At 50.1% G+C, this 14,769-nt stretch carries 12 protein-coding genes; 6 read left to right on the plus strand and 6 right to left on the minus strand.

Annotated elements, in window-relative coordinates; genetic code table 11:
- The first annotated feature begins 322 nt into the window (after positions 1–322).
- Both EPA93_RS19280 and EPA93_RS19285 read left to right on the plus strand, forming a co-directional pair.
- Positions 323–1,687 carry a protein kinase domain-containing protein gene (locus EPA93_RS19280; RefSeq protein ID WP_129889072.1) on the plus strand — a complete coding sequence of 455 codons (1,365 nt, stop codon included), beginning with the start codon at positions 323–325 and terminating at the stop codon, positions 1,685–1,687.
- A gap of 174 nt (positions 1,688–1,861) precedes the next feature.
- Positions 1,862–2,182: a ferritin family protein gene (locus tag EPA93_RS19285; RefSeq protein WP_129889073.1), complete on the plus strand. Its 321-nt coding sequence runs from the start codon at positions 1,862–1,864 to the stop codon at positions 2,180–2,182.
- Between the two features lie 40 nt (positions 2,183–2,222).
- On the opposite strand, the gene EPA93_RS19290 is transcribed toward EPA93_RS19285, so the two are convergent.
- The 5 genes from EPA93_RS19290 to murJ (EPA93_RS19310) all read right to left on the minus strand — a co-directional run bounded on the left by EPA93_RS19290 (position 2,223) and on the right by murJ (EPA93_RS19310) (position 8,190).
- A complete protein-coding gene (locus EPA93_RS19290; protein ID WP_129889074.1) occupies positions 2,223–2,447 on the minus strand; it encodes a PLD nuclease N-terminal domain-containing protein in 225 nt (74 codons plus the stop codon).
- A 257-nt stretch (positions 2,448–2,704) separates the two neighbouring features.
- Positions 2,705–3,628 carry a homoserine dehydrogenase gene (locus EPA93_RS19295; protein ID WP_165423253.1) on the minus strand — a complete coding sequence of 308 codons (924 nt, stop codon included), beginning with the start codon at positions 3,626–3,628 and terminating at the stop codon, positions 2,705–2,707.
- Positions 3,629–3,760: 132 nt separating this feature from the next.
- A complete protein-coding gene (locus tag EPA93_RS19300; protein WP_129889076.1) occupies positions 3,761–4,096 on the minus strand; it encodes a hypothetical protein in 336 nt (111 codons plus the stop codon).
- A 38-nt stretch (positions 4,097–4,134) separates the two neighbouring features.
- Complete coding sequence (murJ, locus tag EPA93_RS19305; RefSeq protein ID WP_129889077.1) at positions 4,135–6,087, minus strand: murein biosynthesis integral membrane protein MurJ; 1,953 nt, start codon at positions 6,085–6,087, stop codon at positions 4,135–4,137.
- A gap of 159 nt (positions 6,088–6,246) precedes the next feature.
- A complete protein-coding gene (gene murJ, locus EPA93_RS19310) occupies positions 6,247–8,190 on the minus strand; it encodes a murein biosynthesis integral membrane protein MurJ (protein ID WP_129889078.1) in 1,944 nt (647 codons plus the stop codon).
- A 321-nt stretch (positions 8,191–8,511) separates the two neighbouring features.
- Between murJ (EPA93_RS19310) and EPA93_RS19315 the strand changes: the two genes are divergently transcribed.
- The 4 genes from EPA93_RS19315 (at position 8,512) to EPA93_RS19330 (ending at position 13,489) form a co-directional block, all read left to right on the plus strand.
- Positions 8,512–9,396 carry an acyl-CoA desaturase gene (locus EPA93_RS19315; protein ID WP_242527446.1) on the plus strand — a complete coding sequence of 295 codons (885 nt, stop codon included), beginning with the start codon at positions 8,512–8,514 and terminating at the stop codon, positions 9,394–9,396.
- A gap of 214 nt (positions 9,397–9,610) precedes the next feature.
- On the plus strand, positions 9,611–10,681 hold the full coding sequence (locus tag EPA93_RS19320) for a mannose-1-phosphate guanylyltransferase (RefSeq protein WP_129889080.1): 1,071 nt from the start codon (positions 9,611–9,613) through the stop codon (positions 10,679–10,681).
- A gap of 145 nt (positions 10,682–10,826) precedes the next feature.
- Entirely contained in the window at positions 10,827–12,488 is a 1,662-nt protein-coding gene (gene ggt, locus EPA93_RS19325; protein WP_129889081.1) for a gamma-glutamyltransferase, read from the plus strand.
- A 53-nt stretch (positions 12,489–12,541) separates the two neighbouring features.
- Positions 12,542–13,489 (plus strand): glycosyltransferase family 2 protein, encoded by a 948-nt coding sequence (locus EPA93_RS19330; RefSeq protein WP_129889082.1) that lies wholly within the window; start codon positions 12,542–12,544, stop codon positions 13,487–13,489.
- A gap of 34 nt (positions 13,490–13,523) precedes the next feature.
- On the opposite strand, the gene EPA93_RS19335 is transcribed toward EPA93_RS19330, so the two are convergent.
- Positions 13,524–14,516, minus strand: coding sequence for an ornithine cyclodeaminase family protein (locus EPA93_RS19335; protein WP_129889083.1), 993 nt, complete (start codon positions 14,514–14,516; stop codon positions 13,524–13,526).
- Positions 14,517–14,769: the final 253 nt, after the last annotated feature.

Below are 14,769 nucleotides of genomic sequence, written 5' to 3' on the forward strand. Positions count from 1 at the left end.
AGCGGCTGGAGAGCTCTTCATCCTATCTGCTTTGACCCTCTGCTCTATTCTGCCTGTAGCAAGCAAGAGCCACGAATGCCAGAACCTGGCATGGCTATTAGCTAGACGAAGATGCAGAAATAGCAGCACATAGAGCTAGAAACCGGACCTTTGTGTCCTCGTCATTTTACAGCTTATTCTGCGCGCTATAATACAAGCAGAACTTAGAAGCTCAGAGCAGCCCTTATCTCTGCATTCTACTCCAGAGCAGCAAATCTCAGAGCTGGAGAGCATTAGATTTTAATAGGTATTAGTATACATCTCCTTATGGAAGGTGGTAAGCGTGCAACAACGGAATGCTCGAATCATCGGTGGCATCTATCGCATAGGCCAGACTATTGCCAATAACGGTTTGCTAACTACATATACCGCTTATAATCACAATACCAATGATGTAGTAGGGCTTTATAGCCTCGAATTTCCGCCCGCGATTCAAACTGAAACTTTACGCCAGTTACTACAACCCTTAGAGCAGCGTCGTACTCTACAGTCTCCGCACGTCCTTCAAGTTCACGATTGGGGACTTGAGGGCAAATATATATATATTGCCACAGATCCACCGCGTGGGGTCACCCTACAACACGTCCTTGACCATGAAAATATTGATCTGCAACGGGCTATTAATCTCTTAGCGCAGATAGCTCAAGGTCTCAAAGAACTACATGCCAGGGGCTTTTCTGGCCTGGATCTACGTCCCCTCTTAATCACCGTAGATGCTATAGGCACAACCGATCGCGTCCAGATTGATGATATCGGGCTGCGCCCACTGCTCCATGCTCTTGGCTATACGAGCCAGCGCTCACAAGATATTGCCTATCGCGACCCTCGTTACGCCGCTCCGGAGTATATTCATGGACAACCTAGCGGACCCTGGAGCGATATTTATCAAGCTGGCTTGCTTCTATTCGAGCTGGTTAGCGGACGACTTCCTTTTGTAGGGCGCAACGCCGCAGAAACTGGCGTTATGCAAAGTACAAGCCCCATCCCGTCTATAAATCAGTATAAACACGATGCGCCCGATGAACTACAGGATATTATCAATGCCGCCCTGGCCAAAGATCCTCAAAAACGCTTCAGTAGCGCTGCGGCTTTGCAAACCGCACTTGAAGCATTGTCCCCAACCTTTGGACGCATCATGCCTTCGCCAACCGCGGGCTTGACCAGAGAGATGACTCCTGTCGAAAATAAAGATGATATTACCTTACGCTCAACACTAATAGAGGGCCGCAATACACAGCCAATCGCTAATGGTACAAGCCCACATGAAATCGCAGATACAGTATATGCCTACCTTTGTTTTGAAAAGAGCGTTGAAGAGATACAAGAAATACCTATTACGCAAAAAAATGTTATCATTGGACGCCTTGATCCTAAGCGTAAAGTGAGCCCAGATATAGATCTTAGCGAGTTTGACCCCCATATGACGATATCGCGTCAACACGCGCGCATACGCTTTGAGGGAACTTTCTTCTACATCGAGGATCTTAAGAGTCGGAATAAGACACGCTTAGGCGAGCTCGTGCTTGCTCCACTTAAAGCAGAGCTGCTACAACACGGGGATGTACTCTTCTTTGGCAGCGTGCGCACGGTCTTTAAGATCCCCGGCATGCGTGATATACCAGCTTTTAATGAGCGTATACGCAAGTAAAGATTTATTTCTGAAATTGTGTACTCATTTCTTGTGTTACTAATAAAGTAGTTTCCTGATCTGCAATCTTCCTTACGAATATTTTTCATTCGTTTTTAAGCATATACCCTTGAAATATCTGTAAATTTTGATTTATTATTATACATATAGAGGCAGCAACAAAAGGAGAGGCAGATGGGCTTTGAACAGTATCATGAACCAGCACACGAACTTCCCCCTGAAACCCGCACGTTTGCTCGCATTATAACCTCTCTTCAAGAGGAGTGCGAAGCCATTAACTGGTATGAACAACGCATAGCTGTAGAGCAAGATCCAGAAGCAAAGAAAATTATGCAGCACGCACAGAAGGAAGAGTTTTTGCACTTTTCGATGGACCTTGAGTTTCTGCTCAGGCGTACACCTAAGTGGCGTATTGCTGCGGAAAACATTTTATTTCGAGGTGGCGATATTATAGAACATGCAGAGGAGGGAGAAGAAGCTCAAGAGCACGCATAAGCAAAACAGGCACTGGCGATCATTTGATCGCCAGTGACATCTAGCGCCCTACAGTTTTAATGCGCTCAGGCCGTCTAATAAAGTAATACATCAGAGCTCCGATCAGAGGCACAAACAGAATAAACAGCACCCAGGCAATTTTATCGTTGCCCTCCGATGGCTCTTTCAGCAAACAATCAATCAGGACCCAGACCCAGAAAATGGTTGTCAGGGCCGCAATCCCATTTAGCCCTGACCACGGAAACGATCCAAACAGAAAGAACATCCTTGACTCCTTCCGCTATAATTCTGCAGCTGATCCATATTCAGCCGGACAGCTCGGTGCCACCCGCAAAAATCTCTGGCCTCTGCAACGCTTAACGAGCCAAACGGCTCGGCATAGAGGATAAGCCAGAAATACCTTGCTATGACTCAACTACGCACTAGAATAGCAAAAGTTGCATATAACAGGGTTATCTACAGATAATGGCGGAAAGAGCAACTATTAAGTGGCAACCCATCCCCTACACGAGTCAAGTAACCTTACCTGGAGGTATTAGCTACTGCGATTAAATCAGCCAGCAACCCTTGCGCGGTCTGAAGGCCGCCCGCTCCCGGGCCAATAATCGTCACATCGGAGAGCGTATCTGTATGGAAGGTAATTGCATTCATAACTCCCTCTACCTGAGCTAACGGATCTTGAAGAGGGAGGGCCACCGGCTCAACGCGCACATCCAAAGGAACTTTGGCTCCTGGTGCCGCGTGACGCAATGAGGCAATGAGTTTGATACGCTTTTCCTCGGCTAGCGCTTGCTGCACCTGAGCTTTGGTAATCGTAGTAATCCCCTGGCGTATCACCTGGTCGGGAGTAAGCCTGCAATTATAGGCAAGAGCTGCCAGGATTAAAGCTTTAGCCAGCGTATCGTACCCTTCAACATCAGCCGTAGGATCTGCCTCTGCATACCCCCGATGCTGAGCCTCAGCGAGCACATCGGCATATTCACGTCCTGTCGCCATGGCACTCAAAATATAATTAGTCGTGCCGTTTAATATACCACGGATCTCCAGCACCTGTGCTCCGGCCATACCTTCCTGAAGGGTACTGAGCACAGGCGTGCCCGCCATAACAGTTGCTTCCTCGTGCAACTGGACTCCATGCTTGCGAGCCAGAGAAAATAATTCGCGCGCAGCTAGCGCGATTGGCCCCTTATTTGCAGAGATCACATGCATGCCTTGCGTCAGGGCAGCCCGGATATGGCTAATTCCTGGCTCCGCATCGCGCAGGTTTGTCCCCGTAGCCTCGACCAGCACATCAGCCTCAGTAGCACGAAGCCCTTCGAGGGCATTATGCCAGTGCCTCACACCAGGATGCCCGGTAAAGGGCTCTTGCTTTCTCGCCAGCTCTACTATGGTGGGTATATCCAGTCCATCCTCATGATACACAAAGCCCTGACGACCGCTCGCCACACTTACCAGCCTTACATCAAGAGAATAATTCTGCTGCAGGAACTCTCTTTTAGCCTGAAGTAGCTCGGCAAGTCCCGGCCAACAACCCCAAATCCAACAATCGAAAGACGTAAATATTTCATAGACGCTAACCTATATCCAGGATAATTTAAAGCGATCCAGCACACGCTTGACAGGCCCGAGTTCTTCAATCCCAAGGACACGCGAGCCGCGAATGTAGATGAACACGCCGACAAGAAGTTCGATAGCCAGCTTGATAACAGCCGCAGCCGTCCCAATCGGCCCTAACGCGGGCACATGTGTCGTATCCAGAGCAGGAACAAGCCCAAACACGAAATCAAGAACCGCACGTGTAAGTAATAGACCCAGGCCCATAATTATCGAGGCCAGCACAACTCGGCCAACAAAAATACTCACAGTTCGCAGCTGCAGATCCGTCACCCGCTGATGCAATAGCCAGAACAGCACCACAGCTTCCAGCAGGCCAGCCAGCGATGTAGAAAAGGCTAAAGAGCCAACTCCCCAATAAACCCCCAGACCGCAGTATTAATCAGCAAGAGGCTCAGGGCAATTTTAAAGATAAACTGGCCAACGCTCACAATTACCGGGGTAATGCTATCGCGCAACGCATAAAATGAACGCGTAAGAATCTCAACAGCCGCCAATCCCGGTAGCCCTAGCGCATAGAAGGTCAGCGGCACAGTCGTTGATTGCGTATCATTCAAATTAAAACGACCATGCTGGAGCAAGACTTGGATTATAGGAAAGCCCAGGACTATTAAGCCAACGCACGAGGGAATTGACATAAACAAAATACTGCGTAACGTCTCTAGAATCGTATTGCGCACACGATCCAGGCGTCCCTTTGCCACGTTCTCAGCTAGCGTAGGAAAAGCCGCCGTAGATACAGACATCCCAAAAATGCCCAACGGTAACAAGACCAGCTGGAACGATTGGGAATACTGCGTGATCAGGCCGCTCACGCCCTTCTGGTCGGCCAGATGCACAGCAATTACCCAGGCCCCCAACATCTGAATAAGGCCACGATCAACAAAAGTCGAGGAGTAAAGCATGGCCGCATTAATGATACGGGGCACCATCTGGCGGGCGATCTGGATAACGCCTGGGTGACGAACGTCAAAGGCCTTAATCGAGTAACGCATGCCAACTTTAAAGAGGCCTGGAATCTGGAAGCCCACCTGCAAGATAGCACCCAGAACCACGCCCCAGGTCGCAGCATAGGCCGCTAGCTGGTCATTGCGCTGTCCCTTAAAGGCAAAGTATACACCGGGAATCAGACCCGCAATCAAGCCGACATTATACAGCACAGTACCTATTGCGGGCAGGCGAAAATCTTGCTGGGAATTCAGCACAGCAGTGATAATAACGCCAGATCCAAGCGCAACCGATTGCAGCAACATAATCCGTGTCAGGGAAGCAATCAAAGCGAGCTCCTGCGGATCATGGATGCCAGGATTATAAATAGGTACCAGCCATGGTTCGAAAATAATCGCAATGGTAGCCAGAATAACCATAATGACCAGGGAAAGATTCAAGGCCGAGCTAGCAATGTGCCACGCTGACTTCTCATCTCGCTCGCCAATCATATACTTAGTAAAGACTGGTATAAAGGCCGAGCTCAATGCTCCCCCCGCCACGATATTAAAAATGAGATCAGGGATCAAGAAAGCCTGCAGATAGGCATCTGAGGTCGTACTGGTACCAAAAACAAAGGCGAACATAGAAGTTCGCAATAAGCCCAGAATACGACTAGCCACAAAGGCCCCAGTCAGGATCAGCGTCGCCCTGCCAATACGCAGCCGTTGGATCATTCCAGTATCCTGTGCTGGCGCGGCAGCAGGCGGCGGCGCAGGTTTAGCTGAAGGCATTTGCTTGGGGCGAGCCTGCGCTACCTCTTGGGGAGGCGAGACCGACATCACAGGAGACATTCTAGGCGGCGGTGCACCAGGAACTACGGGAGGTGCCGGCGGCATCTGCCCCTGTGGAGGCAAAGCAGCAGGAGCCTGAAACTGGTTTCTTTGATTGCTCCACTGGGTAGTAATATCAGAGTTTAAACGCCGCTGCTGACGACGCATGCGTTCTTCACGCAATTGCTGTAAGCGTTCCAGGCGTAGCTGGGCCATCGGTTGCGATGGCTGAGGAGTATCAAAATATTGATACTCCATTCCTTGTCCATAGCCCAGAGAAGTTCCCATATCTAAGATGGGCTCTTGATATTGAGGCCGCATAGGCTGTCGCCCACCAGGAGCTGGTTGCTGATATCCTGGTGGCATCTGAGCAGATGGAGGCGGCAGGATCAGTTTTTCCGGCGATGGAGGCGGTGGCACAGGTGGCTGCTGCTCCATGGAATAATCCTGATCGTATTGCCAGCCATAATATCCTTGCTGTTCTGAATACCCCTGCCCTGGCAAGGGTGGTTGCTGTCCTTCGTTTCCCACTATTGTCTCTTATATACTACTGGATATATAATGCCTGCATGGTTTAATCGACTGTATCTTTGCTCGCGAACGCTTGTATAATAGCTTTGCCGTCAAGCATATCATACTCATGTGATTCTGGCTAGTCCAGAAACGAAAGGTCCTCATTTCAGAATACCACTAGATCCAAGCTAAATGCAGGCGTATCAACAAACGATTAACAGGACCCAATTCTTTTACGCTCAGTATTTTCAGAAAACGTGCAGCCCGCAAATAAATCCAGCTTCCGATTCCTACGGTTATAAGTAATTTTAGCAGCACCATACCACTACCAACTATGCTCAACGACATGCTCCCATTAGAACTTTCGGTAGTTACTACCATATTCAATAGCCTGTAGGTAATCACAATTCCCAGGCTCATGAGTATAGAAGCCAGCAATACGCGCACGACAAAAGACAGGAGCGTACGCAGTCCCAGGCTCACTATTTGCAGGCGCAAAAGCCAGAGAAGCACAGCAGCTTCCAGAAGGACGGCGATAGAAGTCGCCAGCGCCAGAGATCCCAATCCCCAGGCACCGGCCAGTAAAGGTTGCGAAAGAGCGGAAGGCGTCAGGCTCCCCAGCCCAATCTGCACACACCAGACAGCAGGATTAAGCAAGACAATGCTAAGGGCGATCTTAAAAATAAATTGCCCCACACTCACAAATACAGGAAGCTTACTCTGGCGCAGTGCATAAAATGATCGCGTGAGAATCTCAGCCATAGCCAGACCTGGCAAGCCAATAGCAAAGCATATTAAGGGCAATGTCGTTGCCTGGGCCTGACTAAGCGTAAAAGTATTGCGTTCATATAGTACTTGCACAATTGGCAAACTTAAACATATCAATCCTATGCCTGATGGAATGGCAATAAAAAGAATGCTGTGCAAAGATTCCTGAACAATATTGCGCAAATCGGTTATCCGGCCCTGGGCCGCATATTCTGACATGCGTGGAAAGGCTGCTGTGGCCAGAGATATCACGCCGCTCAGCGGTATCGACATAATAGTAAATGCCAGCCGGTATTGTGTAACCAGGCCATCCGAACCAGCGACAATTACTAGCAGGCCGATCAGCATAAAATCTATGGCGCTAGAGAAGTTCAGCACCAGCGCATTGAGCATGCGTGGAAGCATCAGACGCACAATCTGCCCTATGCCAGGGTGGCGCCAATCCAGGGAGAAGTGATACTGCATGCCCACTTTGGCCAGACCGGGCAACTGAATACCTACCATGAACACAGCCCCCAGCACCACTCCCCAGGAGGCGCAAGCAATTGCCAGCGTTTTATCAGAGTGGCCCAACAAATTCATCATCAGGCCAGGGAAGAGACCTGCGATAGCTCCCAGCGGATAGAGCACCGATCCTATGGCTGGCAAGAGAAAATGCTGCCGCGTGTTGAGCACTGAGGTTACGACTACTCCCGATCCCATGATAATCGATTGCAGAAACATAATACGCGTCAGCAAGACGACGAGATCTATCTGGTTCGCGGAATCTGTATAACCATAGAGGAATACAATCTGCCGGGCAAAAATAAACCCGATGATAGCAAGAAGCACCATGCAAACTATCGCAAGGTTAATGGCCGAGCTGGCAACATGCCAGGCCGTCTTTTCATCGCGCCTGACCATGTACATATTGAAAATAGGGATAAATGCCGAGGCCAGTGCACCTCCCGCCACAATGTTAAAAATCAGATCGGGAATGAGACTCGCCTGCTGAAAAGCATCGGAGAAAGCATTGGCGCCGATCACGCCAGTGAATAACGATGAGCGCAATAAGCCAAGAAAGCGGCTGGCCACTATCGATCCAGAGAGGATCAGAGCGGCCTGACCCACACTCATACTCGCTGAAGCAGCGACTTTTCGTATCCGGCCACCTGAACTCTGTGAACCTTGCTGACGCTGTAAACGCCTGGCCCGCAGTTCTCGCAAGCGCTTCTCTCGGGGAGGTAAGCGAAACTTGAATGATTGTGTATTGCTGAGGTACTGATAATCTAATCCTTGTCCATAGCCTAGCGAGCTTCCATCTTCTATTGGAGATGGTCCAGACCCGGGAGATTGCGGCTCTTCTTGATTCATTTTCTTCCCTAAAAAAAGTTATTATATGTAATACATTCTAGACCGCTTCTTTATAGAAAGATCCAATTGGTAAGCGCTCTTATTCCCTTATTTAGCTTCTTCTCAGCTATTACCCACCAAGCATATCATGAACTCTGACTCTATGGCAATACAGCCTGTTTCTTTTTTCCGTGCGCTTGTCGGATTTTATAGGTATTTTGCAAATAGATATAAATTCACGAAACAAAACTCTTCTAAGATCCCTCTCAAAGACATACCCCAAAGTCAGGGGATCGAGCATTCCTTACCCAAATGAGAAGGGATGCAATTAATGGAGGTTTGATGAAACGTATTTTATACAAAGGTGTCGTCCTGGTAGTTGTAGTTGTTCCTCTACTTGCCACCATCTTCGCTATATGGCTGCTCTGGAATAAAGCCGTTCACTGGTCAGACATTGCATTACTACTTACTATGTACTCCCTGGTAGCCTTTGGCGTCACAGTAGGCTACCATCGTATGCTTACCCATCGCAGTTTCAATCCGCACCCCGCTGTTAAGTTTATCTTATTAGTCCTTGGCTCAATGGCCCTGGAAGGGCCAGCCCTGGAGTGGGCCGCTATTCATATCAAGCATCACTCACAATCCGATCGTGAGGGTGATCCTCATAGCCCGGTTGAGGGCTTCTTCCACGCTCATATCGGTTGGATATTTAAAGATCGCACAATAGATCCTAACGTCTATTGCCGCAATCTGGTAAAAGATCCGATAGTGCTCTTCGTCAGCCGCACCTTCTTGCTCTGGGTAGCCCTGGCCTTGCTCATCCCCTTCGCCTTGGGTGGATGGACGGGTTTGCTCTGGGGTGGACTTGTACGTATCTTCCTGACCCATCACGTTACCTGGAGCGTTAATTCCATATGCCATACCTTCGGCAAACGCGAATTTGAGACTAACGACATGAGTCGTAACGAATGGATTGTGGGCCTGCTGGCCTTTGGTGAAGGTTGGCACAACAATCATCACGCATTTCCACGCTCAGCTTTTCATGGGCTACACTGGTGGCAATTCGATCTCTCTGGCTATCTTATCTGGTTGCTCGAACGCATAGGTCTGGCTCGCGACGTCTATCGCATTCCTCCGGATTTAATGCAACGCCGTCTGGCCAAAAACGCACAAACAACTCCGCTTACTACCCCTTCCAGCTTCAGAGCCGATAAAGCTCTACCCTAAACAACAGAACACGGTCAGGGAAAGCAATGAAGCCATCTTCCTGACCGTGGTTATATTGAGACAAATTACGCCAAAAAAGCATACAAAATTCCAACCTACCTATTTGACACAACCTTTAATCCTCTATACAATCCTCCCATAAGGCGTTGGCCAAAGAAGGCCTTCACCGTGTGTACAACGGAAGATACACAATGCTTGCTACGAGGAGTCATCTATGATGAAACACTTTAACGCTGTTATCCTGGCGGGGGGGAATGGCACACGGCTCTGGCCGCTTAGCACACCTGTTTTTCCAAAACAATTCCTGCCACTGCCCAATGGCAATAGCCTTATTCAAGAATCTCTGGCCCGGATCACTTCTCTCATTCCGTCTGAGCGCACCTGGGTGGTTACAGGACGCAGTATGGCTCCGCTGGTACATGAACATTTGCCATCTATCCCGGCTGAACATATTCTGGCCGAACCCATGGGCCGCAACTCAGCACCTGCTATCGCCTGGGCGGCCGCAACCATCGCGCGCCAGGACCCTGACGCTATTATGGTCACGCTTACTGCCGATCACGTAATTAGGGATGTTGAGACTTTCAATAAAGCCCTCCATCACGCCTATGCGCTGGCCGAAGAGGGACACATTGTAACGCTAGGCATCAAGCCTACAGGACCCGAGACAGGCTTTGGCTATATACGCTTTAGCAAAAATACCGCCGGCGAAGGGCATGGCCACCAGGCCTTTTATGGCGAGCGTTTCGTAGAAAAGCCAGATCTGGAGACGGCCCAAAGCTACCTAAGCGACGGGCATTATGTTTGGAATAGCGGCATGTTTATCTGGAAAGTAGCCACTATCCTCGCCGAGATACGCGAGCACCTTCCTGAAATGGCCGAGAAAATCGAGCAGATTGTTAGCGCTACAGGCACGGAGCAGAAGCGTGCTATCCTTGACGAAACCTGGCCTACTTTACAAAATATTTCTATCGACTATGGGGTATTGGAAAAAACCAAGAATCTTGTGGTAATACCCGTTGAGATTGGTTGGAACGATGTAGGGAACTGGGAGCAATATGGCGCGCTCTTCCCCGCCGATGAGCAGGGGCTGCGGGTCGTCGGAACTCATAGCGGGCTGGGGAGCCAAAATCTTGTCGTCTACAATAACACAGAGCGTCAGATTTTCACTATTGGCCTGGAGGATGTCATCGTTATTGAGATGGCAGATAAAACAGTTATTTGCCACAAAGCGCACGTGCAGCGCGTCAAAGAGCTGGCAGAGCAACAGCAGAAAAAATACTAACTTCTGGCATCTGATCGTTTCATAAAGCCAGATGCCCCGTACATTATGGGCATGAGACTACCTTGGGCAAATTACGCTGGCCTTTCTCTATGCTATAATTTATTTACAAGCTAATCAGTGCCAGGAAGAAAGGTAGTCTCACACGATGCTCTCCGAACAGCCAGTACTCGGTACCCATGGTATGGTTGCCACCGCCCACTATCTCGCAACCCACGCAGGCTTGAGCATACTTACGCAGGGTGGCAATGCAATTGATGCAGCTATAGCTGCCAATGCCGCAATGACTGTAGTCTATCCCTCCACATGTTCAGCGGGCGGCGATATCTTTATGCTGATCTGGGAGGCGAAAACCCAGCAACTCTATGCCCTCAATGGCAGCGGACGCGCTCCTACCGCCATGACGCCCGAGTACTTTGCCTCCAGGAACATACACGAACTCCCTCAACGTGGCCCGCTCTCCATCAATGTACCGGGAGCAGTAGATGGCTGGTTTGAAGCACAGATGCGCTTTGGCTCACTCTCTATGGAATCTATCCTGGCCCCGGCTATCGCTCTTGCCGAAGAGGGCATGCCGGTGAGCCCCAAATTAAACCAGTGGCTCAAGCTCGCAAAAGACAGCATCAGTCCATGGGAGAGCAGTGCCGAAATATTCCTACCCGCTGGTCAGCCCGTACGTGCAGGCACACGCTTGCGCCAGGCCAACCTTGCGCGCACCTATCAGATGCTGGCCCGCGAAGGTCGCGAGGCTTTTTACAGCGGTCCCCTGGCGCGCTCAATTACCGAGTATGTACAGGCATGCGGTGGTGTTTTAAGCCTTGAGGATATGCAAAAACATCACTCAGATTGGGTCAATCCCATCTCAACCTCGTATCGTGGCTACGATATCTATGGCTTTCCACCCAACTCGCAAGGCCTGACTGCGCTAGAAATGCTCAATATTATCGAGGGCTATAACCTCAAATCCTATGGCTATCAAAGCCCAGAATATTTACATATACTCCTTGAAGCGAAAAAACTTGCCTTCGCCGATCGAGATCGCTACATTTCCGATCCTACATTTGCAGATATTCCTATAGAGAGGCTCCTGAGCAAAGATTATGCTGCAGAGCAGCGCCAGCGTATCAATCTGACCAAAGCCACTCCTCATGTGTTGCCCGGCCTGGAAAAAGATGGTGATACAATGTATTTGTGTACAGCCGACAACCAGGGCAATGTTGTCTCCCTCATCCAGAGCCTTTACAGTAGCTTTGGCAGCGGCATAGTCGGCGGTGATACGGGTGTTCTTCTGCACAACCGAGGCTCGTACTTTTCACTTGATCCCCGGCACGTTAACTATCTACAACCAGGCAAGCGCACAATGCATACGCTCATGCCCGCCATGGTGATGCAGCAGGGCCAGCCTTATATCGCGCTTGGCTCAATGGGAGGAGATGCACAACCACAAATCCATGTACAATTGCTCACGGCTATGCTAGACTTTGGAATGAACGCCCAGCAGGCTATCTCAGCTCCTCGTTGGCGCAGCGGACGTTTCCTCACAATTCCTTACGGAAAGGCGGTGGAACTTGGTAAACAGGCAGATATTGATGAGAAGCGGGAAAAGAATATAGCAGAAAGCGTTGTGCTTGAGCAGCGTTTTCCCAGAGAAATTCCCCTTTCCCTTGAGATGCTTGGTCACCGCATATTCATCCACGGTCCCTGGGAAGACGATATGGGACACGCGCAGGCTATAGTCATTAACCCGGAGACACATATTTTCGAAGGAGCTGCTGACCCACGCTGCGATGGGCTAGCATTGGGTTGGTAGCGGATAACTTTGTGGACAGAGTAACAATGTAGTAAGGAAGGAAGGATAAGTGAATGACTACCCGTCCCTACCACCAGCGTATACCAGAGGAAATCCTGGCTCTCTCGCACGAGCGTGACCAGTTACGGCGGCGTGGCCAGTATGATCGAGCCGATATCCTCAAGCAACAACTTGAAGAGGCCGGCTATATCGTCAAAGATAATCCCCGAGGAGCGCACCTGGTTATTCTGCCAAGTATTGAAGTTGATGGCAAGCTATATCGGACAGCACGTCATTTGCCATCGTTGCTGGATGAAGCTGATAGCTGTACATTTTCGGTAAATATCCTGGCGCATAACAATATTGAGCAAACACGTCATTGTGTGGAAAGTGTGTTGCGTTTTGCGGGAGACACAGATATAGAGATTATTCTCGTCAATAATGCCTCCCAGGATGGTATTGACCTCTGGGCGGATGCACTCAAATTTCAGGAACCGCGTTTACATGTCTTGCATGTGACACGAACCATGGGCGCTGCCGAGGCTCGCAATGTGGGCCTGAAGCAGAGCCGCGGGCGCTATATTCTGCTGCTCGATCCCAGCCTGGAATTAACAGGTGATATCTTCACCCCTCTGGCTAAAACGCTTGAAGATAGCAGGATAGGCATCACAGGCCTCAACGGTCTGCACACCGATGATTTGCGCCATTTTGAGGAAAGCCCGCATTTAGAGGTCGAAGCTATCGATATGCTGTGCATGGCTTTCAGGCGCAATTTGCTCGGAAAAGTGGGCCTCTTCGATGAGCGCTATCGCTATCCGCATTACATGGATGTCGATTTTACCTTTGCAATTCGCAATGTGGGAGTCAAGGCCAGGGTAACGCCTGATCTTCCCCTTACGCGCCATCCAGAACAGCAGGACCCCAGGCTCTCCGAAGCCGAGCGCCAGCGTCTTGCCAAGCGCAATTTCTACCGCTTCCTTGGCAAGTGGGGAGAACGAGAAGATCTTCTCCTTGATGCCTAAGCTTACGAGGATAGAGCGGTTCGCCGCTCTATCCTCAGACCTCTACCTCCACGCCGAGACCCATTTCACGCGCTTTTTTATAAACATACCAGGCGGCCGCCACGTCCTGGACTCCCAGGCCGACAGATTTAAAGACTGTAATCTCTTCGTCAGACCGCCGCACCACCTGCTTATTGAACACAACTTCGCCAAGTTCCTGCCAGGTCGTAGCATCCCCAATCTTGCCAGCTTCCAGCGCCTGTAGCAAATCTCCGGCCTCAGTAAGTGCTGCCTCTCTCTGATCGACAACCACATGCGCATGGGCCAGCGTCTCGGCATCCACTTCGCACATAGCAGGTGTGTAGGCCCCAATCGCATTAATATGCGCCCCCCTGGCGATATCCTTCCAGCTAAAGAGGGGTGTGGTAGCTGTTGTCGCACAGGAAGCCAGCAAGGCTCCTTCCAGAGCTTCGCGAGCAGAGCCAACATGGCGAAGCACGGGACAATCGCTTCCTAGCAATATCTGTAAAGTACTGACCAGATTCTGATAATGTTCTTTACTGCGATTAAATACGCGCACCTCACGCAATGGCCTCACAGCATGTATCGCCATTACCTGTGTAGGGGCCTGGCCACCAGCCCCAAATAAAGCCAGAACATCAGCATCCCGCCGCGCAAGCAGATCGGTAGCCAGGCCAGCCGCAGCGCCCGTCCGCATCGCGGTTAACCAGCCTCCCTCTAAAATCGCTAAGGTCTTGCCCGTCAGGGCATCTAATAACAGCACAGACGCGTAAATCAAGGGCAGGCCCTGCGTAAGATTACGCGGCACAATAGTCACAACCTTCAAACCCAGGGATTGTTGCTCGCTCAGGTGCAATAAGGAAGGCATGCACAGGGCTACACCCTGTTCTGGTAGAGCCACAGAAGAACGCTGCGGCATCTGTGCGTTGCGCTGCTGAAGCGCGCTGAAAGCCACGCGCATCGCCTCAATTGCTTCTGTCATTGTGAAACAGCGCTGAACATCGGTGCGGGAGAGAATGAGGGCCATGAAACAATCTCCTCTATTATATAAATATTGCTGAATGGGCGTCTAGCTGTCAGACTGGCTTGCCCAGCGAGAATTTATCACAGGCGTTTCATTACTGTATGCAAAATAAGCGTAAATGTCAAACGCTATTTTAGCCGAGCAATCCCTGGCTGCCAGGGAGATTTGAAAAAACTGCCCAAACAATGGCCCCAGCGCTATAAACTAGCGCTTTGCCGATATGATATGATGTCATCATTCGAAATAAACTACATGT

It is taken from the genome of Ktedonosporobacter rubrisoli, from assembly GCF_004208415.1.
Lineage (GTDB): Bacteria > Chloroflexota > Ktedonobacteria > Ktedonobacterales > Ktedonobacteraceae > Ktedonosporobacter > Ktedonosporobacter rubrisoli.

Bases quoted from the DNA above. Each gene is read 5' to 3' on its own strand.
- murJ (WP_129889078.1), bottom strand. From the start codon at position 8,190: ATGAATCAAGAAGAGCCGCAATCTCCCGGGTCTGGACCATCTCCAATA.
- EPA93_RS19330 (WP_129889082.1), top strand. From the start codon at position 12,542: ATGACTACCCGTCCCTACCACCAGCGTATACCAGAGGAAATCCTGGCT.
- EPA93_RS19320 (WP_129889080.1), top strand. From the start codon at position 9,611: ATGATGAAACACTTTAACGCTGTTATCCTGGCGGGGGGGAATGGCACA.
- ggt (WP_129889081.1), top strand. From the start codon at position 10,827: ATGCTCTCCGAACAGCCAGTACTCGGTACCCATGGTATGGTTGCCACC.
- EPA93_RS19285 (WP_129889073.1), top strand. From the start codon at position 1,862: ATGGGCTTTGAACAGTATCATGAACCAGCACACGAACTTCCCCCTGAA.
- EPA93_RS19335 (WP_129889083.1), bottom strand. From the start codon at position 14,516: ATGGCCCTCATTCTCTCCCGCACCGATGTTCAGCGCTGTTTCACAATG.
- EPA93_RS19290 (WP_129889074.1), bottom strand. From the start codon at position 2,447: ATGTTCTTTCTGTTTGGATCGTTTCCGTGGTCAGGGCTAAATGGGATT.
- EPA93_RS19315 (WP_242527446.1), top strand. From the start codon at position 8,512: ATGAAACGTATTTTATACAAAGGTGTCGTCCTGGTAGTTGTAGTTGTT.